This is a genomic window from Bacillus sp. OxB-1 (assembly GCF_000829195.1).
Lineage (GTDB): Bacteria > Bacillota > Bacilli > Bacillales_A > Planococcaceae > Sporosarcina.
The window spans coordinates 2754801-2776564 of the sequence record NZ_AP013294.1 but is presented as its reverse complement, the minus strand read 5'-3'; the positions used below and the strand labels follow the sequence as shown (position 1 = coordinate 2776564).

General features: G+C 47.0%; 24 protein-coding genes. 20 read left to right on the top strand and 4 right to left on the bottom strand.

Annotation, left to right across the window (positions count from 1 at the left end):
• Positions 1-42: 42 nt before the first annotated feature.
• Positions 43-1062 (bottom strand): NADPH dehydrogenase NamA, encoded by a 1020-nt coding sequence (gene namA / locus OXB_RS13635; RefSeq protein WP_041075034.1) that lies wholly within the window; start codon positions 1060-1062, stop codon positions 43-45.
• Positions 1063-1240: 178 nt separating this feature from the next.
• Complete coding sequence (gene proC, locus OXB_RS13630) at positions 1241-2143, bottom strand: pyrroline-5-carboxylate reductase (RefSeq protein WP_331711216.1); 903 nt, start codon at positions 2141-2143, stop codon at positions 1241-1243.
• Between the two features lie 376 nt (positions 2144-2519).
• Between proC and OXB_RS13625 the strand changes: the two genes are divergently transcribed.
• On the top strand, positions 2520-3464 hold the full coding sequence (locus OXB_RS13625; RefSeq protein ID WP_173426018.1) for an MBL fold metallo-hydrolase: 945 nt from the start codon (positions 2520-2522) through the stop codon (positions 3462-3464).
• Positions 3451-4212 (top strand): SDR family NAD(P)-dependent oxidoreductase, encoded by a 762-nt coding sequence (locus OXB_RS13620; RefSeq protein WP_041076823.1) that lies wholly within the window; start codon positions 3451-3453, stop codon positions 4210-4212. Before OXB_RS13625 ends, OXB_RS13620 begins: the two co-directional genes overlap by 14 nt.
• A gap of 239 nt (positions 4213-4451) precedes the next feature.
• Here OXB_RS13620 and OXB_RS13615 read toward each other — a convergent pair whose 3' ends face one another.
• Positions 4452-5321 (bottom strand): YitT family protein, encoded by an 870-nt coding sequence (locus tag OXB_RS13615; protein WP_041075030.1) that lies wholly within the window; start codon positions 5319-5321, stop codon positions 4452-4454.
• Positions 5322-5474: 153 nt separating this feature from the next.
• Between OXB_RS13615 and OXB_RS13610 the strand changes: the two genes are divergently transcribed.
• From OXB_RS13610 to OXB_RS13600, 3 genes are all read left to right on the top strand, one after another.
• Positions 5475-6089 carry a PH domain-containing protein gene (locus OXB_RS13610; protein ID WP_041075029.1) on the top strand — a complete coding sequence of 205 codons (615 nt, stop codon included), beginning with the start codon at positions 5475-5477 and terminating at the stop codon, positions 6087-6089.
• A gap of 298 nt (positions 6090-6387) precedes the next feature.
• Complete coding sequence (locus OXB_RS13605) at positions 6388-7797, top strand: SulP family inorganic anion transporter (RefSeq protein ID WP_041075028.1); 1410 nt, start codon at positions 6388-6390, stop codon at positions 7795-7797.
• A 13-nt stretch (positions 7798-7810) separates the two neighbouring features.
• Positions 7811-8224, top strand: coding sequence for a universal stress protein (locus OXB_RS13600; RefSeq protein WP_173426017.1), 414 nt, complete (start codon positions 7811-7813; stop codon positions 8222-8224).
• Between the two features lie 43 nt (positions 8225-8267).
• Here the strand turns inward: OXB_RS13600 and OXB_RS13595 are convergent, their stop codons facing one another.
• Entirely contained in the window at positions 8268-9143 is an 876-nt protein-coding gene (locus OXB_RS13595; protein ID WP_041075023.1) for a helix-turn-helix domain-containing protein, read from the bottom strand.
• 157 nt (positions 9144-9300) lie between these two features.
• On the opposite strand from OXB_RS13595, the gene OXB_RS13590 reads away from it, so the two are divergent.
• The 15 genes from OXB_RS13590 to OXB_RS13520 all read left to right on the top strand — a co-directional run bounded on the left by OXB_RS13590 (position 9301) and on the right by OXB_RS13520 (position 21745).
• A complete protein-coding gene (locus tag OXB_RS13590; protein ID WP_041075022.1) occupies positions 9301-9489 on the top strand; it encodes a hypothetical protein in 189 nt (62 codons plus the stop codon).
• Positions 9490-9867: 378 nt separating this feature from the next.
• Positions 9868-10266: a hypothetical protein gene (locus OXB_RS13585; RefSeq protein WP_041075021.1), complete on the top strand. Its 399-nt coding sequence runs from the start codon at positions 9868-9870 to the stop codon at positions 10264-10266.
• A gap of 89 nt (positions 10267-10355) precedes the next feature.
• Positions 10356-11150, top strand: a complete 795-nt coding sequence (locus tag OXB_RS13580; RefSeq protein ID WP_041075020.1) for a Mov34/MPN/PAD-1 family protein — start codon at positions 10356-10358, stop codon at positions 11148-11150.
• A 47-nt stretch (positions 11151-11197) separates the two neighbouring features.
• Positions 11198-12268: a DUF4145 domain-containing protein gene (locus OXB_RS13575; protein ID WP_041075018.1), complete on the top strand. Its 1071-nt coding sequence runs from the start codon at positions 11198-11200 to the stop codon at positions 12266-12268.
• 348 nt (positions 12269-12616) lie between these two features.
• Complete coding sequence (locus OXB_RS13570) at positions 12617-13081, top strand: hypothetical protein (RefSeq protein ID WP_041075017.1); 465 nt, start codon at positions 12617-12619, stop codon at positions 13079-13081.
• 383 nt (positions 13082-13464) lie between these two features.
• A complete protein-coding gene (locus OXB_RS13565; protein ID WP_052484043.1) occupies positions 13465-13872 on the top strand; it encodes a hypothetical protein in 408 nt (135 codons plus the stop codon).
• A gap of 266 nt (positions 13873-14138) precedes the next feature.
• Complete coding sequence (locus OXB_RS13560) at positions 14139-14579, top strand: PH domain-containing protein (protein WP_041075016.1); 441 nt, start codon at positions 14139-14141, stop codon at positions 14577-14579.
• 327 nt (positions 14580-14906) lie between these two features.
• Positions 14907-15416: a hypothetical protein gene (locus OXB_RS13555; protein ID WP_197539994.1), complete on the top strand. Its 510-nt coding sequence runs from the start codon at positions 14907-14909 to the stop codon at positions 15414-15416.
• An 80-nt stretch (positions 15417-15496) separates the two neighbouring features.
• Entirely contained in the window at positions 15497-16150 is a 654-nt protein-coding gene (locus OXB_RS13550; protein WP_041075015.1) for a vWA domain-containing protein, read from the top strand.
• A 217-nt stretch (positions 16151-16367) separates the two neighbouring features.
• Entirely contained in the window at positions 16368-17051 is a 684-nt protein-coding gene (locus OXB_RS13545; RefSeq protein WP_331711214.1) for a response regulator transcription factor, read from the top strand.
• A 97-nt stretch (positions 17052-17148) separates the two neighbouring features.
• Positions 17149-18063 carry an ATP-binding cassette domain-containing protein gene (locus tag OXB_RS13540; protein ID WP_041075013.1) on the top strand — a complete coding sequence of 305 codons (915 nt, stop codon included), beginning with the start codon at positions 17149-17151 and terminating at the stop codon, positions 18061-18063.
• The gene (locus tag OXB_RS13535; protein WP_041075011.1) at positions 18060-18809 is read left to right on the top strand and encodes an ABC transporter permease; all 750 of its coding nucleotides are present in this window, start codon (positions 18060-18062) and stop codon (positions 18807-18809) included. The genes OXB_RS13540 and OXB_RS13535 overlap by 4 nt, the downstream gene beginning before the upstream one ends.
• A gap of 16 nt (positions 18810-18825) precedes the next feature.
• Positions 18826-19737: a sensor histidine kinase gene (locus OXB_RS13530; protein WP_041075010.1), complete on the top strand. Its 912-nt coding sequence runs from the start codon at positions 18826-18828 to the stop codon at positions 19735-19737.
• A gap of 6 nt (positions 19738-19743) precedes the next feature.
• Positions 19744-19986, top strand: coding sequence for a hypothetical protein (locus OXB_RS13525; RefSeq protein ID WP_041075008.1), 243 nt, complete (start codon positions 19744-19746; stop codon positions 19984-19986).
• 286 nt (positions 19987-20272) lie between these two features.
• On the top strand, positions 20273-21745 hold the full coding sequence (locus OXB_RS13520; RefSeq protein ID WP_041075006.1) for a BCCT family transporter: 1473 nt from the start codon (positions 20273-20275) through the stop codon (positions 21743-21745).
• The last annotated feature ends 19 nt before the right edge of the window (positions 21746-21764 follow it).

Below are 21764 nucleotides of genomic sequence, written 5' to 3'. Positions count from 1 at the left end.
GGACCTAGCTCCTCCGTGGATTTTATTTAAGCCTTATTTAGATTAAAAGCGCCAACCCCGCTCGTATTGTTCCGGTGATGGAATGGTGACGCCGAGTTCTTTGGCGGCGGCAAATGGCCAATACGGGTTGCGCAATAATTCGCGTGCAAGGAAGACGAGATCCGCGCGACCGCTTTGCAAGATTTCTTCTGCTTGGATGCCCGTCGTAATCAGACCGACAGCGCCTGTCGGAATTTGGGCGCCGTGCCGGATCGCTTCTGCGAAGGGGACTTGATAGCCCGGATAAATATTGATTCTCGCAGAGACGACTGCCCCCGAACTGACGTCGATCAGGTCGACTCCTTGTTCCTTCATCCATTTCACCATTTCCATATACGTCTGCGGAGTCATGCCGCCCTCCACGTGATCATGGGCGGAGACGCGGACGAACAACGGGCCGTCCCATCCTTCGCGGACGGCATCGATGATTTCCCGCAGGAACCGATAACGATTTGCAGCCGAGCCGCCGTAGTGATCTGTCCTTTTATTCGAGAGCGGCGAGAGAAATTCATTGATGAGGTATCCGTGAGCTCCGTGCAGTTCAATGACATCGAATCCGGCTTTTTTTGCACGGATCGCTGCGTCTTTGAATGCCTGCACTGCAGCCAAAATTTCTTCGACGGTCATTTCTAAAGGTGTTTTATATTTTTCATTGTAAGCTATCGCGGATGGCGCATAAATGTTCCCTTCCACTGTCGCTTTCCGCCCGGCATGGGCCAGCTGGATACCCATTTTCGCTCCATGCTGTTTTGCTAGCCGAACTACTTCGGCGAGCCCTTCAATATGGTCGTCGCTCCAGATTCCGAGATCTTGTGCGGAGATTCGCCCTTGAGGCAGTACCGCCGTCGCTTCCACGATAAGAAGGCCGACTCGTCCGACTGCCCGTGTCGCATAATGAATCTTATGCCAATCTTCTACCATGCCGTCCTCCTGATGGCTGGAATACATGCACATCGGAGACATGACAATCCGGTTTTTCAGTTCGACGCCGCGGATTGTATACGGTTCAAAAAGCTTTGCCATTTCCAACAACCCCCTTGACTATAATATCCATTGAGCCTCGGCGGATACTTCGTTACATCCACCGGAGGCGTTTCATTCAGCGGTCTTTGGGACAGCCGCTGAATCGGGAAGTAAGTAAACTCCTACCGACATAAAGGCAGGAAAGTAAGCTGAATAAAGTATAGCAAATTGATTGGCTTTAGGATAGGGCGCCCAATTCACGGGAGCGGGACTCTGCCTCGTTGATGCAGTCGCCGATCGCTTGTTTGAAGAGCCGGATTTCAAGGGCTTTCAATCCGGCCTCTGTTGTGCCTCCCGGACTGGTGATGTTTTTCCGTAACTCGGCAGGTTCTGTTTTCGTCTGCTTCAGCATGGCTGCGGCACCTTCCAATGTCTGGATGATGAGCTCGCGGGCCACGTCTTTGGAAAGTCCTTTGTCAATCGCGGCTTCTTCCATCGCCTCCACTAAATAATAAACATAGGCAGGACCGCTGCCGGATAGGGCGGTAACCGTATGCAGGTCATCTTCCTCGAACTCTTTGACAATCCCGATCGATTCCAGCAAACCGAGAACATGTTGTTTCATCGAGGAGTCGACTGCCGCATTCCATGCCACGCCACTCGCCGATTTGCCGATCGTAGCAGAGGTGTTCGGCATCGACCGTGCAATCGGCCGAGCTCCGAAACCGTCTTCGAGCGTCTGTAGGGAAACGCCGGCGATGACCGATAAGACAGCCGCCTCCTCCTTCAAATAAGGTGCGGTTTCAGCCATCGCTTTGTGGATGTCTTTCGGTTTCGTAGCCATGACAATCAGATCGGCTTTTGTGAGCGCTTCTTTCTCTTCATCCAAGATAGAAACCCCGTACTTGGCTTGCAACTCTTCGAGCCGCGCATAATCGGATTTATTCGTCACGAATACTTGCTCCGGTTTCAATGCCCCTTGTTCTACAATTCCGGCGATAATGGCTTCCGCCATGGATCCCGCTCCTATGAATACGATCGTTTCCATTTTCTTCATCCTTTCATTCCGTACCAAAACATATTGCCCTTTTTTGGCAATAAAAAATGCGTCCCCGTCCTTATAATCAGGACGAAAACGCATGTTTCCGCGGTGCCACCTAAATTTGCCGGTTCTGCGACCAGCACATCTCATTTCCTCTCTTAACGCGAGAGGCACGGCCGTGTTTCCACAGCAGCTCGGAAGCAGGTTCGCCGCGGGAGCGGGATATGTGGCTTTCAGCCGGTGGCCACACTCTCTTCTCTCCATCACCGCAACTACTCGTCTTCGTCTACGCTTACAAGTACGTTGAATTAGAATGATTATATACATGGTTCTTCAGGATTGTCAATATTCGGGGAGGTTTTCTGCATGTAAATCATCGGCTTTTCAAACAAATGGAACAAAACATATGACGCCGTATCGGAAAAGAGGTACAATGAAATGAATAACCATTCAGTTTGTCGAAGGAGATTTTGTGATGATCCATAAAATTATAATTCCGACCCCCTTTCCGGTCGGTGACGTGAATTCTTTTCTATTGAAAGGGGATGCCCTTTCACTGATTGACGCCGGCCCGAGAACACCGGAAGCTTACGAAGCGATCCAGCATGGCATCAAGGAAGCCGGCTATACACTCGATGAAATCGAGCAGGTCATATTGACGCATCACCATCCGGACCATGCCGGATGGATCGACGCGTTCGATCATGCCAAGGTGCTGGGTCATGCTTATAATCATCCCTATTTGACGCGGGATGAGGCGTTCTTGAAGCATCACGATGAATTTTATTATGATCGGATGGTGGAAGAAGGGGTGCCCGATGACTATTTGGTTGCAGCTAAGAAGATGAGGGGGACGCTTCGCTACGTTGGCGAACGTCCGCTAGATATATTGCTGAAAGAGGGCGATGAACTTCCGGGACATCACGGATGGACCGTTTTGGAAACATTAGGTCACGCCCAAAGCCATATCGCGTTATGGGAAGAGGAAACAGGCAAGCTGATCGGGGGAGACCTCGTACTGGAAAAAGTGTCTTCCAATCCGATCATTGAGCCGCCGCTTGATCCGAAAGAGGGGCGTCCCCGTTCCTTGCTGCAATATAATCAGTCCTTGAAGCGCTTGCTCGATCTGCCGATTGAAGTGATTTATTCGGGGCATGGCAATGAAGTGAGGGGTGTCCATGACTTGATCAAAACCCGCTTTGCGAAGCAGCATGAACGGGCGATGAACGTATGGTCTATGTTGAGCGGAGGGCCCCGGACCGTTTTCGAGTTAACGCGCGAGTTATTCCCGACAGTCTATCAAAAAGAGTTAGGATTGACATTATCCGAAACGATCGGCCAAACCGATTACTTGCTGGAGCAGGGATTGATACGCGAATATATGGATGAAAATGGACTTCTCCAATATGAGCAGGCGTAAAACGATCCTCATTACCGGCGCGACGAGCGGCGTCGGATTCGCTTTGACGAAACAGCTATTGGCGGTAGGGCACCAAGTGACGGCGACCGGGCGATCGAAAGACGTCCTGTGGGAGCTGCAAAATGATGGAGCCCATGCCATTCCGGCGGATTTGGCGGAAATCGGGGAAGCGGAACGCCTGGTAGAACGGATCGACACTCCGGATGTCGCCATTTTCTCAGCGGGGCTCGGCTTGTTCGGTCCAGCGCATGAGATGCCGGATGACGCGATTGACAACATGCTCGATTTGAACGTCAAGGCACCGATGTTGCTTGCCAAGCGCCTCATGCCCGGCATGATGGAGCGGGGGAGTGGGCAGCTGATCTTCATCGGATCTCAGGCGGGGAAGGTCGCTACGCCGCAAAGCGCAATTTATGCCGCGACGAAACATGCGATTCTCGGCTACGCCAACGCGCTGCGGATGGAAGCGGCCCCGTTCGGCGTACATATCACGACGATCAACCCCGGGCCGATCGATACACCGTTCATCGACCTAGCCGACTCGTCGGGGAATTACCGGAAAGCGCTAGGCAAGCGGATCCTATCTGTTGAAACAGTGACGAACGCCGTCCTTCAGGCGATCGAGCGCCCGGTCAGGGAAGTTAATCTGCCTGGGTATATGGGAATCACAAGCAAATTATATGCGGTGGCGCCTGCGTTTGTGGAACGGGTGGGCCGCAAGTTTTTTCATTTGAAAGGGGATTCGTAAGTCGGTTGAAATGAAAAACGGGAAGGGGTTGTCCAGAAAGTGGATTTTCCGGCTAAACACGCAAAAAGCAAGGGCTCTGGTCGCTTTCCGCGGGCCAGCCGACGAGCCTCCTCCGGCATACAGCCGTGCGGGGTCTCGTCGGCCGGCTTTCCCGCAGGAGTCTCCCGGCGCCCTTGCTTTTTGCTAGTATCCAACTCTGTGCCTGGACTTTTCGGACAGCCCCTTCCCGTTGTACTTATTTAATGGATGTTCCGCTTACTGAAACTTCCGCCTCTTACTTCAGCGACTTCATAAACAGTGACAAACGCTGACGGGTCGATATCGAGGATGATTTCCTTCATCTTGCTATCTTCGAGTCGGTTGATAATGCACGTAATTTCCTTGAATTGTTCATTGGAATACCCGCCTTGCACAATCTTGTATGTCGCACTCCGGCCTAGACGGTCACGGATCGTTTCCACCATTTCTTCGGGCTGGCTAGTGATGATTTTATAAGTCTTGGAACCGCTCAACCCTTCTTCTACAACTGCGATCACTTTGGTGGCGATGTAGTAGGCGATCGCGGATAAGAAAGCTCCCTGAAGACCGAAAACGATCGAAACGATGGCGAAAACGAAAACGTTCAAAAATAGGATTAAGTCACTTGTCCCGAACGGCATCCGCCGGGAAAGCAAGACAGCCAACATATCAATCCCGTCAAGTGCACCCCCATTACGCAAAGCGATCCCCATTCCCATACCGAGGATAATTCCACCGACAACGGTGACCAATAGCGTATCTCCCTGGATAATCGTCGGCACGCGATGCATTAAACTCGTGCTGACCGCCAGCGTTGCAATCCCCAGAATGGAGTAAATGGCAAATCTTTTTCCGATTTGTTTGTAGCCTAAAATGACAAATGGAATATTTAAAATCGCGATGAGGAGGCCTAACGGTAAACCGAATAATTGTGATCCGACGATACTTAGGCCTGTTACGCCTCCGTCGGATACTTGGTTTGGAATGAGGATCGATTCTAATCCGTAAGCTGCGATGAATGCGCCGACCATCACCCAAGCGCCGCGCGCAAATGCTTTCCAAATAGGTGCTTTTTGTTGAGTTTTTGGCATTTATTTGTTCCTCTTTTAATCAGTTTTCCTTATTTTACACTGATGCACATAACCTTGTCAGTTCATTTCCCTTTTTTTATTTCCATAGATTCCGTTCAACTGAAGAAATGGTATAATTGAGGTGCAAGAATTAAATCGGAAGAGGGCGTTCATATGCTGAAAAAATTTGCTTCGGATGCGTTGGGCTTATCGGATATCGGGAAAATCATTGGCCCGGAAGACTATGATAAAACAGATGCGGATGATTATATCCGACATGAAGATAATGAAAAAATTTATTTTTTGATTAAGACGAAAGCGGATGAGTATTGCTTTACGAATATCGCATTCATTCACGTCGATGGGGAAAGTGCGATTTCTTCGAAGCGCGTGCTGAAACGCTACCCTTATTCGCAATACCAAATTACGGATGTCCTGTTGGAAACGGCGGGCAAAGTGGATCTGGATGTTGAAATCAAGTTCACGTTGGGCAATCAATCATACAGTATTGATGTCGATAAAAAGCAACTTGAAAAATTGAATGATCTATACAAAGCATTAGTGTATATTTCTGAAAAAGCCCATGACAACAATATCCTTTATGAGATGGCGACGCAAAGTCTTGATAAGGCGGCTCACGTGCTGCACAATTCTAGACCGTCCGACATCCAAATGGCTGATCAGTATAAGCAATTAACCGAATTTGGTTTTACTTGGCTCACGTCGGCCCACACGAAATACCATGTGAAAGATTTCGGCGATGTGTTTGAAAAGTATATTAACAATTAACTAGGCGCGGATCTGCTTCGATAAGGGGAGATCATCTTGATAACGATAGGGCTATTGGCGGGATGACATCACGTTTAGAGTCGAATGGCATATGATATAGTTGCACTATTTGATACAACCGTCATCCATGCACGGGAAGCTGTCCATTGGGAATTAGGAAAATAATCCATTACAGGAGCATGCCAAATTAAAGCATGCTTTTTCTGTAGTCCACTTTAAAACAGACATGTCCATCGCAAGCAAGACAGGTGCCATTTTGTTATAATGAGCGCAATTGCTACTAAGAGGAGAACTACATATGCATACTTTGAAACAACAATGGTTCGGGAATGTGCGCGCCGATCTGTTAGCGGGAATCGTCGTAGGGCTGGCACTCATTCCGGAAGCGCTGGCATTCGCGTTCATAGTAGGAGTGGATCCGCGTGTCGCGCTCTATGCGTCGTTCACGATTGCGGTCATCACTTCGTTTGTCGGCGGCCGTCCGGGGCTGATTTCAGCGGCAACCGGTGCGATGGCTTTGGTGCTCGTCAATTTGATGGCGGACCATGGCTTGCAGTACGTGTTGGCGGCCACGGTTTTGACCGGGATCATTCAATTGATCCTCGGGGCGTTTGGGGTTGCGAATTTGATGCGTTTCATTCCCAACTCCGTCATGCTCGGATTCGTGAATGCGCTCGGCATCATGATTTTCATCACCCAACTTCCGTATTTGCGGGGAACGGATGCGATGACGTATATTTTTGCGATTGCCACACTGATTCTGGTTTATGCGGTACCGCGCTTTTTCACTGTGATTCCTGCGCCGCTGATTGCCATTGTCGTCATGACGGCCATTGCGCTGATGAGCGGTGTCTCGCTGCAGACAATCGGTGATTTAGGGAAGATGCCGAGCTCGTTGCCGACTTTTTTCCTTCCGGATATTCCGTTAAATTGGGAAACATTGAAAATCATCTTCCCGTATTCGTTGGCATTATCGATCGTCGGTCTGTTGGAATCGCTGCTCACTTCGCAAGTGCTCGATGATATGACGGATACATCGAGCGATAAAAATCGGGAGGCGCGCGGGCAAGGAATCGCCAACTTCATCACGGGCTTTTTCGGCGGGATGGCAGGTTGCGCGTTGATCGGCCAATCGGTGATTAATATCAAATCAGGGGGGCGCGGACGTCTTTCCACGTTGACAGCGGGCGTATTTCTCATGTTCTTGATCATTGTGTTGGGCGATGTCGTCGTCAAAATTCCGATGCCCGTCCTCGCAGGAGTCATGGTCATGGTGGCGATGACGACGTTCAACTGGGGTTCGATCAAGTTCTTGAAACAGGCGCCGAAGACGGAATCACTCGTCATGTTGATCACCGTCGCAATCATTTTATATACGCATAATTTGGCAATCGGTGTCGTTGTCGGTGTAATTTTGAGTTCCCTATTTTTCGTCGCCAACATATCTCGGGTGACGGTGACGAATGAGGCGGGCGTTTACAAGATAAAGGGGCCTTTATTTTTCGCATCCACGACAAAATTCATCCAAGCATTTCGCGACGTGAAGGAAAAGGAGATTGTGATCGACTTTGCAGATAGCCAGCTATGGGATGAATCTTCCGTCGGCGCGATCAGTAGAGTGAAACAGAAGTTGGAGGAAGAAGGCGTGATCGTCACGATCCGAGGTCTGAATTCTTCAAGTGAACAATTATTCGAAAAGTTAGGATGAGGGAGGAATCTACATGAAGATTGCGGTTGCCATCGACGGTTCGGAAAATGCGCTCCGTGCTGCGCGGCACGCGATTACGCTCGCCCAGCACTTCCCGGAGGCGCAGTTGGAGATCATCCATGTGGCGGATTTCAATAAAGCGAAAGACGAACGGCTCTTGGCGCAAAGCGAGGAAAGCCTCCTGCTGAAGCGAAAGCAAAAAACGGATCCCGTTCTGGAACTCGCGAACGCTTCTGGCGTGAAGGCAAAGGTGTCAGTACTCAAAGGGAACCCGAGCCAGGAAATTATAAAATACGTGAACGCCGAAGCGGTCGATCACCTCGTCATCGGCAGCCGGGGCTTGAATACGTTCCAGGAAATGATGCTCGGGAGTGTCAGCCATAAGGTGATGAAACATGTCGACTGCCCGGTGACAGTGGTGAAGTAGGGGATTATTTATGTCTGCCAGCCAGAAATGCTTTACTATGTTTTCATTCATCGAACGACAGGTTCACCGGTTCATCCAGCAGCTCGGGCATGACTTCCAAATTGGTAGTCGGATAGGTATCGGGAACTTCTTCGAATTGAAATTGGTTCGCCCATAGCTTTCCCGGCCCTTGCAAAAGCACCCCGAATGAGATGGTTTTGCTGCCGGCCGGGACGTCGAGCACAAGGGAATAATAATTCCAGTCGAGCGTGCCGTGAAGAGGGCGATTGCTCATATTATCGAACTGCAGCACATCGCCCAATTGATTGTCGACGCGCATCCAAGCCCCTGCAAATGCGTCGACGTCTTCACATTTAAGAAAACAGGAAAGTTTCAACCGCTTCCCGACGTACTGGTCCGCCTTGAATTGCTGCATCATTGTGGCAAACTCCTCTTGTTCCGTGACAAACTGCGAATGGAGATAGCCTGAAGCGTTCCCGGTATGGACGACTTGCCGATCGATCCCTATCCGATAGTTATGCGGATGGCTCCCGCTTAAAAACCAACCTTTCATTTCTTCCATCTTGAATTCCTCCTCTTGTTTGAAAATGACGCTCCTCATGAGCCGGCGATATTCCCCCGGCGCTAAATGATATACCTTTTTAAAAGCCCGGCTGAACGCCTCCTGTGAGTTGAATGAAGCATGTAGGGCAATATCCAGGATCCGCTCGTCCGAATGGATCAACAAAACCGCCGCTGCCGCAAGTCGGCGGGTGCGGACGTATTGATCCACGCTCCGATTCAAAACGGACTGAAACATCCGGTGGAAGTGGAACTTCGAATAGCCGGAAAAGCGCGCCACATCCGCTAGTTGAATATCCCGATGCAAATTTTCCTCAATCCATTCCACCGCCCGTTGGACAATTTCTTCATCTTCCAAAACGTTCACCCCCTTGCAAATGATTATAACGTACGGCAGTCTACGTAATTTGATTAATCGTGCGAAATTGGACCGTGCCTATCGCAAGATGGATCAAAGGTGAAACGTCGGCTATTGGTATCGTTAAGGAAGAGTGTTTGGAAGGAGGAGCGCGGTTATGAAGGTGTTGACGGCGATCATCGGAAGTTCGGTTATGGCATTGTTGGTAGTGGGCGTGCATAGTCTTGTTCAGTTTGTGATTGCGAAAGAGATGCCGGATCTCTTGGAGTGGAGGAAGGTTTTGTTGTTTGCCATTGTGTTTATCGGCTGTTTTGGGTTGACTAAAGGGGAGGTTGGGGAGGAGTAGGTGATTGGGAGGCGGGGGGAAAGAATCAAGCATGAAAGCCGGATTTCGATTTTCTAGAATCCGGCTTTTTATAATACAATTATTCTGACAGATTTAGAACATTTGACGAAGCGGAATATGGTAAAATGGAAGTAGGAATATTTGTTCACTTATTTATTATTGCTGATATTTCCCTGAAATCAGACATATGTCTTTGCGGTTCATAAAGAATCGGGGAAGACATTGGCAGAGCTACGCGAAGAATATATGGAGAGAGAACTTTTGAAAGAAGATTGAACATCCACTTATGTTTAATGATTTCCAGGAAGGTCGTTGATATGTAGATGTTTTTTGTTGAACATAAATTCAAACGTCTTAAAGAGAGGATGGACTGAAATCTTGAATGTAGAAAATCTTCGTGAACAATTTATTGAAGTGCTGGAGAGGGAATTTCCAACTGTGCTTTATCATAGACCTGAAATGAAATCGGACAAACTGCGTATCTCTCCTTACGTACCAAACGATAAACGAGATAAACGATGGATGCAGATTGATTCGGGAGCCGAACGTTTGTCTATTGTCATGGATCATCAATCCGGTGATTTACAACAAAGTGATCTTCCCGAACTTATCAGTACAAATGGAAGTCCGTTAAAAAAGACTAGAATCCGTTTAAATACAAATGGCGATGCAGTTGATTTGGCGGTATTTTCCAATGAACCGATTGATTTTTCGGATGACGGATTCATTTCGTTTTTGCGTAAACATTTTTTATCTTACTTAAGGAGAGTTAAATGATAATCCGATTCAGTTGACTGTAATGACTTAACCCTTTCTTTATGTTAAACATGACACACGAAATCTACTAGCCCGCAGGAGGAGCGAACATGTATTTAGAATTGGTAAACAACGCATTTTCCACAATGCTGCTGGACAGCATTGGCCATTATCATAAAAGCAAGAAACAAAAAGAATGCTTCGGAATTGTATTTGGAGACACTGGAGAGAATTTTACGGGCGAGTACACGTTTCCGGTCGGGAATGTTGTAAAAAAGACTTCCACATCCGTTCAGGCGAATGAAGAGGTGAATGGCGTTATCGCGGATGCTAAAAAACTAGTTTCCATGAGTGAAGTGGTTGCCTATTACCATAGTCATCCATATGAAGAGATGTTCGATAATTGGGCGGACCCTAGTCTGGCCGATCTCCGTACAGCCAAAGCGATTGAGTCGAACATTGAAATAATAGTTGCGCTGACCAAAAGAAGCAGCGTGGATGCGACAGCAAAGTTGATGTTGAAATACCAGGATGAGCCGAAAAGCCGATTTTGGGAAGGGCCGAATGCAACAGAATATAATGCGGATTATATGGATGAATTAGGACAGTTCATCCATGGCCACTATAAGGATTATGATTTTGAAGTGCGGGCCTATAAATGGACAGGTGAGGCGTTGGAAGAACTGTCGCTCTATTCCTCCGAAGTTGAAATGAATAGGGCACTAGCGGAGGCGGGGCTTTCCATTGAGGATCTGCCAAAAGAAGCGATGTATTATCTAAAGAAGCTGGAGTACTCTCTGCGTCTGGCAAACAAGGAAAAATACAAAGAGAAGATTCCTTATTTAATTGAGAAGATCAGGGCAACTTACCAAGTTGAGAAGCTGGATCAGCAACCCGCTCAATGATTCGGCCCGAATCACATACTGCAAACAAAGACTTACGAGGTGAGAAAATGACAGGAAGATTATATGAGGTTTTACTTGATATCCACGCGGATTTAGCGGAATTAACAGCAGATATTGAAAGATTGATATTCAGTTCACCTCGCGCGGCGATGCAGACGACGAGAACAATGGCTGAAACGTTGGCAAGGCATGTAGCAGAAATGGAGAAGATTGAAAGTAGAGAGCTTAACTTCGCGGAACTGCTAATGAAGTTGAAAGCGGAAGGGATTTTGACACCATCTGCGGATCAAGCATTTCAATTTGTCCGTAGGAATGGCAACATTGCAAGCCATGATGGGACACGGAAAATGTTAATACGCGAAGCGTTGACCTGCTGGGAATACCAACATTTGATACTGACCTGGTATATTGAGACATACGCCTCGCCTGATATCCATATGCCGTCTTATGTTGAGCCGGCACCTCCGCAGAAAGAGGAAGAGACTGCCGCCCTTCTTCAGCACATTCAGGAATTAATGGAGCGATTGGGGAATAAAGGAAGCGCGGGAAACCGTCCAAGCATGCCTTCGGCCACGGTGCGTGAAATCTGTTACAAGGACCGTTGTGTAGGCGTTCCTTATTTTTTGCGGGATGCCTTCCTATTGCCTCAGCGTTTTCCGAAATCAGTAACATTCTTAATCCGTTTAAATGGCGAGCAACAGGCGCGGCTCATGAGTGAGCTGCCTTATCAATTAGAAGGTCTCCATAAACATGTAAAACGTTTCAAAGAAGCGAACGATGAGCAATTTTTCGAGGAGCTCTGCCAATTTATTCAAGAAGAAACCGTACGGAAAGAATTGATAGAACAACACGCCGGGGAAACATTGTTCTTCTATAAAGAGGATTACATAATTTTAACTGAAATGCTTGGACAAGTTCCGTTGACGTCAGAAAACTTTGTAGGGCAGACGAGTTTGTTGAAAGCTTTACATGAACAGGGTTTTGAAAAAGTTGCGGATTTGCCAAAGGAGTTAGTGTTGCTAGGGAAATACCAGAATGTGGGTGAGGTCGCATTGGCGAATCTGTTTACCCAATTGAAAGTGAAGAGTGGCGAATTTTCGAGCTTGGTTAGTCTTTGATTCTTTGCTACTTCGGCGCCTCTTCCTAACTTCCAGGGAAGGGGCAACCATTTGAAAGTATAATTATAATCTTCGATCTACTCATGTCGATTTCCATCACTTTCCGTGGCATAATATAACCAAATAGAGAATCAGGTAAAACGGATGGACAATGGATTGTTGCGTTTCTTGGGGCCTAGGCGCGGGATTTGTAAGAAGAGAGCAGTGGAAAAGAGGCGATACAGGCTGCCGAGCAATAGGAATCAGGTTAGCAGGATTTGCTTGCAATATTGTGCCTACGCGGAGAGACGGACTTGTCGGAAGGTTTAAACGATAGGCCATCCATAGTGAAAGGGGTATTAAATCATTATGAATTTACATACAGAATTCATGAACTGGTTACATGTACTTGACCGGTTAATGGGTTGTAAAATAGAGTATCCTTTTAAAGGGAATGCGAGAAGGGCAATGATTGCGAGTGCCAATCCAGTGCCTTGGGCAAATGCTTTAAAACCGCAATATAATGAAATGCCAAACAAAATTGGGTACATAGACGAGCAAGCCAAAGGGATTCGCTTAGATATCGATTTTCTACCGAGAGCGCTTTCGGAAAATCAGGTGCGGGAAATTATGACTAGGTACCAATCTATCCTAGAAGTTGACAGTCGTATTAAAGCTCCGTTAACAAAATCATATTGGCGTTATAAAGTGGGGTCTGATTTCAATACCTTCACACTCTGTTTGCGAAACGAAGAGTTACAGCAATTTGATAAAACGTCGCCGGATTTCTTATCAATGCTACAAAATATAGTCAGTAGGATCAACCCGTGGTGAGTATAGAGATGAGGGGATTGTCGTATTCAAAGTATCGGTATGCAATTTAATTGAATCGGCATCCGCGGGTCCGTGGCTTGAAAATATGAGGAAAGATCTTATAGAAAATCAAGTGTTGGTTGTAAGAGAAGATGTATTGTTATTTACAGAAAATCATATCTTCAGTTTCCCAAGTGCGGCTGCAATCCCATATTCACTTCTCGGAGCATGACCGATCGGGAAGCTCTTGAGCAATTAGTAATGGACAGCAACATACTTACTGGATTCGAGTAAAAAACGAACAGCTTCCATGCGGAGATTAAGTGGATATTTATGAAGGAAGAGGAGAAAGTTTGTAGGCCTGTTGCACCAAACGGTCTTATGCCTGAAGGAGGAATGAAATCATGACCGTGTTAAATATATTTACACCGAAGCCGGAAAGATGGGGGCTTCGCGGGGATCCTCATTTGTGGGATAGGCTTGCGAATTCCTTTGAAAGCGTTGCACTTCCGTGCGATAAGGCTAGCTTTTTAGAACATTTCAAGCGTTTTTTCCTAGAGGCGACTGACTGCTCGTTTGAAGCGGAAATCGAAGCAATATTCGTTCCGGAATTCGACAAAGGCGGCATGTCAAGCGGAGATGTAAGTATGAAGTTTTGGCATGAAGAAGGGTTACCGCTGTTGCTTAGCCGGCTAGAAAAATTTCAATTGGAACAACTCCTTGATTCGGAAGAGGGAGCAAGTGAGCTTTACGGGCTGGATAAGGATGATTGTCTGGATCGGACATATCCAGGTGTTTCGGAACTGGAGTAATAGATCCGCTTCTTACTTTCCAGAGGGGACGTATAACTAACGAAAGAGGCTATTCGGAAAGTCGATGAGAATTGACTTTTGAATGGTTACGTTAAATAACTCTGTTGGTATTTGACTAGCAGGAACGCACGTTCTGCAATCGGGGTAAGAATGTTTTTTATTTCCAATTAATGAAACTTATCGGTCATTAAGGCCGTATCAATAGTAGTGCTCGTATTACTCAACTATTGTAGCAAAATTGTGGAAAAAGGAGGTGGGGTTATATAATGACATTTAGTTCAAAAGTAGATAGGTTCTTTATTAGATTTATAGTGATAGCGGTTTTAATTATTGGTTCATTGGTATTCCTCCCTCTATTTTTCGAAGATGTTCGAAACGAATTAGCAACAGTTTTGATATGGAGTGCGATACTTCTTATTGTGATAGGTTTTATTTTATGGACTGCTTTCTCAGTTAAATATGTATTTAATCAAGATTATTTAGTTGTGAAAGGTGGACCTTTTAGAAGTCGAATTCCATATGAAAATATTACAAAAATTTCACCTACAACAGAAATTTTCACGGGATACAGAATATTGTCGTCAAGGAATGGACTTGAGATTTTTTATAAAAACTCAGCTCTAGGAAGCGTAAAAGTATCACCTAAGAATAAAAATGAATTTATAGCTGAGTTAAAAAAACGATGTTCCAACTTGCAAATACACTAATAAGCAATTTCCGCAATCGGGTGCGATTGTGGAATCAACTTTACTTTCTTCTTCAACCAAAAAAGAGTGCAGACGAAGCAAACAGGAAAAAAGGACCTTTAGTAGGTTCTTTTTCTTTATTGATGTTTATCAACAATATTATTTAACATAGCCTTTTGAATAGCCTTCCCACTTTTCTTAATGCGTTCACCGATTCAAGTGCATTCATCTTCTCGGCTGCATGAATCACTTCATCTGACACTTTCCCGAGAAAGCAATCTTCAATTGTGTCCCGATCCAGCCGCAACTAAAGTGTCGGCCGGCTACTAAAAAGAAAAGGAGCATTTTATGTCTCTTTCACACGAAATGAAGTTAAAAATCCAGCACTATCTGGATAAGAATTATATAGACGAACTTATTCTGCAAAACCAGCTTAGGGAAGACTATCATGAGCTGTACGAGGCGGAAGTGATCATTCAGGAAAGCAGCCGGAGCTTGGAAGATGTATTGGAGCAAGTGGATGAGAGCTTTTCTGAAATGTTGCTTCGCAAAATCGATGAAAGAGGGATGACGGACAGCGAAACGTATAAAAAAGCGCAGATTGACCGGAAACTCTTTTCGAAGATCCGCAATGATAAAGAGTACAGGCCGAGTAAGCCGACTGTGATCGCCTTTGCGCTTGCATTGCAACTGGATTTGAATGAAACGCAAGATTTGCTGTTGCGGGCAGGGTTCGCTTTATCTCCAAGCAGTAAGTCGGACTTGATTATCGAGTTTTTCATTAGTCAGCGGAACTATGACATCTTCGAGATCAATGAGACGCTGTTTGAGTTTGGTCAAAGCGTGCTGGGTGCCTGAATTTGTCGCTTTGCAAGCGACCCGCTGACGATATCGCAGTGGTATCCTCAACTTACAATAACGTTGAGGAGGAGTGCAACATGAAAAATTGTAGAACTGAACTAGTTTTTATTCTGGACAGAAGCGGGTCGATGAGCGGATTGGAAAGTGATACGATCGGCGGTTATAACGGGATGCTGGAAAAACAGAAGAAAGAGGCAGGGGAAGCCCGTGTCACTACGGTTCTGTTTGACGATGCGTATGAATTGCTACATGACAGTGTTGATCTCCAAGATATACAGCCATTGACGGGCAATGAGTATTATGTTCGGGGAACGACCGCGCTGCTGGATGCGATCGGGAAGACGATTCTAAGAATCAGCCATGCCGAGGAGCAGGCGGCGGAAGGGAAGCATGCAGGGAATGTCTTGTTTGTCATTACGACAGATGGATTGGAAAATGCGAGCCGCGAGTTCACCTATGAAAAGATCCGGGAGCTGATTGACGTGCATAAAAGCAAACGAGGCTGGGAATTTATCTTTCTTGGCGCCAATATCGATGCGATTGCGACCGCGAACCAGTTCGGAATCCCGAAAGACCGCGCCGCGAATTTCCATGCGGACGGCGAAGGGACGGAACTGAACTATGATGTGATCAGTGAGACAATCAGCTCGTTCAGGGAACATAGCGAGATCAAAAAAAACTGGAAAGAACGGATTGAGGCGGATTTCAATAGCAGGGTTTCGAACAGATAGGGTGGAGGAAAGGGCTGCCGCCCGATTACGGGGCGGTAGTTCCTTTTTTCGTTGTTAACTTTTTAAAGTGCAGGTTCCCAATGAATTTAGAAATGTTCCAGAACCTGGCACCCTTCACTATGACCACCCACTAGTTTGTGATAGTACTCTACGAATCTGTAAGACTGATAGAATTTATGTATACTGAATAGACAGTACGCAGAATGGACAGGTGAAGATGATGGAGGAAAAAAAGAGGATTTTAATTATCGAAGATGATTCGGAGATCAATAAGCTGCTGCGGATCATGCTGACGGATAAGACGGTGGAAACCGTGCAGGCGTATTCAGGGACGGAAGGGCTGCTGCAGCTGCAGATGGACCGGTTCGATCTGATCTTGTTGGATTTGATGCTTCCGGGCAAAAGCGGCGAGGAGCTGATCGGGGAGATTCGCAAGGAGAGTGAGATTCCGATTATCGTCATTTCGGCGAAAACGGATGTGGATGATAAAGTAAGCGTCCTGAAGATCGGCGCGGACGATTATATTACGAAGCCGTTCCACCAGCGGGAAGTGGCGGCGAGGGTGGACGTGCAGTTGAGGAAAGCGGGTCCATCAACACAAAAGCCGGTGGAACTTGTGTGGCGGGACTTGCAGCTGCATACGGAAAGGAGGTCCGTTTTCCTGTCGGGCCGCCTGCTGCAAATGACGAATGCCGAGTTTGACATCCTGTTTTTATTGATGCGTCAGCCGGAGCGCGCCTTTTCGAAAAGGGAGATCTATGAAAGCATTTGGAAAGACACGTATTATGGCGACGATAACACGATCAGCGTGCATATTTCGAACTTGCGCCGGAAAATGGCCGAACACACTTCCGAGGAATACATAAAAACCATATGGGGCGTCGGCTTCATGCTCGTGTAAGGCATCTTTAAGAATTCTTTATGATTTGCTTACAGGATGTTAAAGGGGTCTGCGCTACCATATAGGTACCAACTACTTTTGAAAAGGGGTTACTCATATGGAGACGGTCATTCGGACAGCGCAGCTGACGAAAGGTTTCAAAGGGACAAATGTGATCAAACCGCTCGACTTCACGTTGTATAAGGGAGAGATTTGTGCACTGATCGGCCAGAACGGGGCAGGGAAATCGACGATCTTTAAAATGCTGTCGGGCCAGCTGATCCCGACGTCGGGCGAAATCCGGTTATTCGGGAAGATGGGACAGGACATGGCGGATGCGAGACGGCGCATGGGGTTCTTGATCGAGACGCCAGCTTTCTTTGCCGACTTCACAGCCAAACAGAATTTGAAATACTATGCGCTTCAACGGGGCATCGTGGAAAAGAACCGGATTGCCGAGGTGTTGGCGATCGTCGGGTTGGCCAATGAGAAGAGGAAGCGGTTCAAAGAGTATTCGATGGGGATGAAGCAGCGATTGGGCCTCGCCCTCTGTCTGCTCAGCAGTCCGGACTGCTTAGTGCTGGATGAGCCGATCAATGGTCTGGACGCGGAAGGCATTCGCGAAATCCGCAACTTGCTGATCAGGTTGAATGAGGAGAAGCAGATTACGATATTCATTTCAAGCCATATTCTGACCGAATTGCATTTATTGGCGACCCGGTTCGTCTTTCTGAAGGACGGCGCAGTTGTGGAAGATATCACGAAAGAGGCACTGCAGGAGAAAAGCCGGAAACAGCTGATCGTGACGGTGGATGATGCGGCAAAAGCGGTACGCCTGTTGGAACAGAACTATTCTGCGATTTCCTATCAGGTGATGCCGAATCAGGTGATCGCCATTCATGGTCACATGGAGAACAGCGGGGAGATCAACCGCTTGTTTACGATGAACGGCGTGACGGTCATGGAATTTCGCGCGGAGGCCCGGAACTTGGAAGAATACTTTTTAGAGTTGGTCGGGGGTGCAGCGATATGATCAATTATTTGAAAAGTGAACAGTACAGGCTGCTGCGGAAAAAATCATTGCATTTGACGAGTCTTGTCTGCCTTCTGCTCATCAGTGCGGCCGGAGCGGTGCTCGCTTATTTCGGAAAGTCCGAACCTTCCTTCCCTTACGCCACGTCCACATTTTATTATTCGAATGTGCTCGGCGGGGCTGGGCTCATCATTTTGATAGCGTTCATCGTCAATATCAGCTTGACCGGCAAAGATACGTCCGTGCTGAAGAACACGATTTCGTTCGGGATTACGAGGATGACGGTATACTGGTCCAAACTGATTCTCACTTTCGGCTATTTCCTGCTCCTTTGCATCGTAGGACTCTGTCTCTTGATCGGCATCGGGGAAACAGTATTGCAGACAGACAGCGGTTCTATCCGTAATCTGATGACAGCGGTGGTGAACATGGTGCCGATCATTCTCAGCGCGTTTCTGCTGATTCATACGTTGAAGCTGTTGAAAATAGGTGAAGTATATATTTTGGTGATCCTGCTCGGCATATACGGCTTTGCCGGCAACCTTCTATGGGTGTTATCGAAGAAGTTCGCATTCTTTAAAACGCTGTATGAGTATGCGCCCGATACACTCATGAGCCGGAATCTGCTGGAATTCATGGACAAGACGGCGCACATAGGCTTCCCGTACTACCTGACGGGCGGATTGTTGGCGGCAGCAGCGATCGTCATCGGGATTGTGCAGTTCTCGAAAAAACCAATTGACTGAGGGAGGATGAAAACATATGGGCAGCTGGCTGATCATCGCAATCTTAATAGGGCTCCTGCTCATCCTGTTTGCCTCCTATCTGCTTTTGCGCTACGACATCCGCATGATGACGAAACAGCTTGACGGGATTATTGAGAACTTCGGGACGAATGAAATCGTACGGACGAGCACGCATAATCGAAGCTTGTCCAAATTCGCCGCCAACATCAACAAACTTATCTTCGCGTTCAAACAGGATCAGCAGCGGGGGATTGCCCGGGAAGTAAATTTGAAACAGGAGATCACGAACATTTCGCATGACTTCCGTACGCCTTTGACATCGATGAAAGGATTTTCGGAACTGCTGTCAGACCCTTCCTTGACGGAAAGTGAAAAGAAGGAATACTTGGCGGTTGTCCAGAAGAAAATCGATCATTTGATTGACATCGTGGACCTGTTTTATGAATTGTCGCAGCTGAATTCATCGGACCAGCATATGTTGATCGAGAAAGTGGATTTAAATCAAACCGTCATCGATGTCCTCCTCTCGTTCTATGATGAGTTTGAGAAGAAGCAATTAGAGGTTCATTTCGAGGAAAGCACGGTTCCTCCCATTTTGGCGGATCAAAAAGCCGTGAGCCGAATCGTCGCCAATATCATCCAGAATGCCCTCTCCTACAGTAAAAGCACGGTGACGATCCGACTGACGGAAGAAGGGGGCTATATCCGCCTGCACGTGACCAATGATTTCGAATCCATCGATGCTGCACAGGTCGAACGGATTTTCGACAGGACGTTCAGGATGGATGGCAGCCGAGCGGACGGCCAGCTCGGACTCGGCCTGCATATCGTCCGGCAGCTCATCGGGAATTTAGGCGGGCAGGCGGTTGCTGACGTGGATGGCGATACATTCACCTTGGAGGTTTCATTCAGAAAATGGGGATCGTAGAAGACGGTGGAATTCCACTGGAACCTTAAGCCGACTTCAGAAAATGATTTCATCTTTAACTATACGTTGCCGCTTGTGCCGATGGCCATCACATCGGGTGATAAAAAGGAAGATCGCGGTGATGATGGTATAAACGAACAGTTGTGCAGTCAACGCAACAGTTGGTTGAACGGAATTGTCCTGCAAGTAAACGTCCGGATCATCGGCTCGATTGTGAACGTATACGCATTTCCGAGTTATGCTCATTGACCGGAAGCATTGGAAAGCGCCAGACACCTGTCCACACGGGTGTCTGGCGCTTTGCGTTTGCCAAATGAAATTTGGTTGGCCATCTTTTCATCTAGCACGTGCATGAAACAAATCGGTTTAATAAAATAAAACGTTGTTATTTCACATAGACAACACGGCAATGTGTTTAGACTGCTGTTCGAACGGGTAATATTAACTGCTAACTAGGTAGCCGCAATCATCGACCGGTAAACTGAATGGAAACCGAGGAACTTGAAAGCAGGAACAATTGGAAAGGGGAATTTGTTTGCATATCACTAGGGTATTTTGGTACGCAGTCGTTATTTGTATAGCGGTTGTACTATGGGGTTCTCTTGCTCCAGATCAATTAAACGATTCGACTGTAGCAGCGACATCATTTATTTATGATCATTTTGGATGGTTTTACATTTTTGTAATTGTTGCGATGATCGGCTTTTGTATATATATGATGTTTTCTCGTTTTGGCAAGGTGAAATTAGGGAAGGAAACTGACAGTCCTGATTTTAGTTTGCTTGCCTGGTTTGCGATGTTGTTCAGCGCGGGTATGGGTATCGGGCTGATGTTCTTTACAACCGCCGAAACCATTTCACATGCTTTCATCAGTTCACCGAATGCAGCGCCGGGATCGGATCAGGCAATTATCGAATCTCTACAATATGCGATGTTTCACTGGGGTCTTCATGGCTGGGGGTTGTATAGCATTGTCGCGCTTGTTCTTGCTTACTTTAAATTTCGCGTGGGTGCTCAGGGATTGATCAGCGCTACGCTTGAGCCGTTATTTGGCAAGAGAATCATGCGAGGCACAGTGGGGCATGTCGTGGATACGCTGGCAATCTTTGCGACTGTCGTGGGTGTCGCATCCACGCTCGGATTCGGATCAGCGCAAATTAATAGCGGCTTGACGTATTTGTTTGACGCTCCTAAAACATTCTGGTTTCAAATGATCATTCTCGTGATTGCAACGATATTATTTATTTTATCCGCATGGTCTGGGATCGGTAGGGGCATAAAATACTTAAGCACCATCAATATTGTAGTAGCATTCATCCTGTTATTTCTCTTGTTTCTTGTTGGTCCGTCCATGTACATTTTAAACCTTTTCACAACTTCCATCGGTAAATATGCAGGGAATTTCATTGAGATGAGTTTTGAACTGAAACCGTTGAATGGAGAACAGCGCCAGTGGATCAATGATTGGACGATCTTTTATTGGGCATGGTGGATTTCGTGGGCGCCATTTGTAGGTATGTTCATTGCGCGTGTTTCCAAAGGCCGGACGATTCGAGAGTTTGTCGCGGGCGTACTCCTTGCCCCAACCCTTGTCACATTCATCTTCTTTGCCGTGTTTGGCGGATCGGCATTATACTTAGAGCAAAATGGGCTTGCCAAGCTGTCCGCATTGGTTACTGAAACGGTGACATTCGGCATGTATGAGCATTATCCACTGGGAACCGTCCTGTCCTTCATTACCATATTTGTCATTGCGATATTTTTCATAACGTCTGCAGATTCTGCAACATTTGTACTTGGCATGTTCAGTACGGGGGGACAATTGAATCCTTCCAACGTTGTGAAAATTGTGTGGGGACTTGCCTTAGCGGCGATGGCCGCCATTGTCTTGTACTCCGGCGGCATTAAAGGGTTTCAAAATATGCTCATCATATCGGCGTTGCCCCTCTCCCTTATTGTCGTTTTCATGGTCGTATCTTTTTATAAGGTCATTCAGCAAAAAGAGTGATGGGTAATATGGGGATGAA

Bases quoted from the DNA above. Each gene is read 5' to 3' on its own strand.
- namA (WP_041075034.1), bottom strand. From the start codon at position 1,062: ATGGCAAAGCTTTTTGAACCGTATACAATCCGCGGCGTCGAACTGAAA.
- proC (WP_331711216.1), bottom strand. From the start codon at position 2,143: ATGCGTTTTCGTCCTGATTATAAGGACGGGGACGCATTTTTTATTGCC.
- OXB_RS13625 (WP_173426018.1), top strand. From the start codon at position 2,520: ATGATCCATAAAATTATAATTCCGACCCCCTTTCCGGTCGGTGACGTG.
- OXB_RS13620 (WP_041076823.1), top strand. From the start codon at position 3,451: ATGAGCAGGCGTAAAACGATCCTCATTACCGGCGCGACGAGCGGCGTC.
- OXB_RS13615 (WP_041075030.1), bottom strand. From the start codon at position 5,321: ATGCCAAAAACTCAACAAAAAGCACCTATTTGGAAAGCATTTGCGCGC.
- OXB_RS13610 (WP_041075029.1), top strand. From the start codon at position 5,475: ATGCTGAAAAAATTTGCTTCGGATGCGTTGGGCTTATCGGATATCGGG.
- OXB_RS13605 (WP_041075028.1), top strand. From the start codon at position 6,388: ATGCATACTTTGAAACAACAATGGTTCGGGAATGTGCGCGCCGATCTG.
- OXB_RS13600 (WP_173426017.1), top strand. From the start codon at position 7,811: ATGAAGATTGCGGTTGCCATCGACGGTTCGGAAAATGCGCTCCGTGCT.
- OXB_RS13590 (WP_041075022.1), top strand. From the start codon at position 9,301: ATGAAGGTGTTGACGGCGATCATCGGAAGTTCGGTTATGGCATTGTTG.
- OXB_RS13580 (WP_041075020.1), top strand. From the start codon at position 10,356: ATGTATTTAGAATTGGTAAACAACGCATTTTCCACAATGCTGCTGGAC.
- OXB_RS13575 (WP_041075018.1), top strand. From the start codon at position 11,198: ATGACAGGAAGATTATATGAGGTTTTACTTGATATCCACGCGGATTTA.
- OXB_RS13570 (WP_041075017.1), top strand. From the start codon at position 12,617: ATGAATTTACATACAGAATTCATGAACTGGTTACATGTACTTGACCGG.
- OXB_RS13565 (WP_052484043.1), top strand. From the start codon at position 13,465: ATGACCGTGTTAAATATATTTACACCGAAGCCGGAAAGATGGGGGCTT.
- OXB_RS13560 (WP_041075016.1), top strand. From the start codon at position 14,139: ATGACATTTAGTTCAAAAGTAGATAGGTTCTTTATTAGATTTATAGTG.
- OXB_RS13555 (WP_197539994.1), top strand. From the start codon at position 14,907: ATGTCTCTTTCACACGAAATGAAGTTAAAAATCCAGCACTATCTGGAT.
- OXB_RS13550 (WP_041075015.1), top strand. From the start codon at position 15,497: ATGAAAAATTGTAGAACTGAACTAGTTTTTATTCTGGACAGAAGCGGG.
- OXB_RS13545 (WP_331711214.1), top strand. From the start codon at position 16,368: ATGATGGAGGAAAAAAAGAGGATTTTAATTATCGAAGATGATTCGGAG.
- OXB_RS13540 (WP_041075013.1), top strand. From the start codon at position 17,149: ATGGAGACGGTCATTCGGACAGCGCAGCTGACGAAAGGTTTCAAAGGG.
- OXB_RS13535 (WP_041075011.1), top strand. From the start codon at position 18,060: ATGATCAATTATTTGAAAAGTGAACAGTACAGGCTGCTGCGGAAAAAA.
- OXB_RS13530 (WP_041075010.1), top strand. From the start codon at position 18,826: ATGGGCAGCTGGCTGATCATCGCAATCTTAATAGGGCTCCTGCTCATC.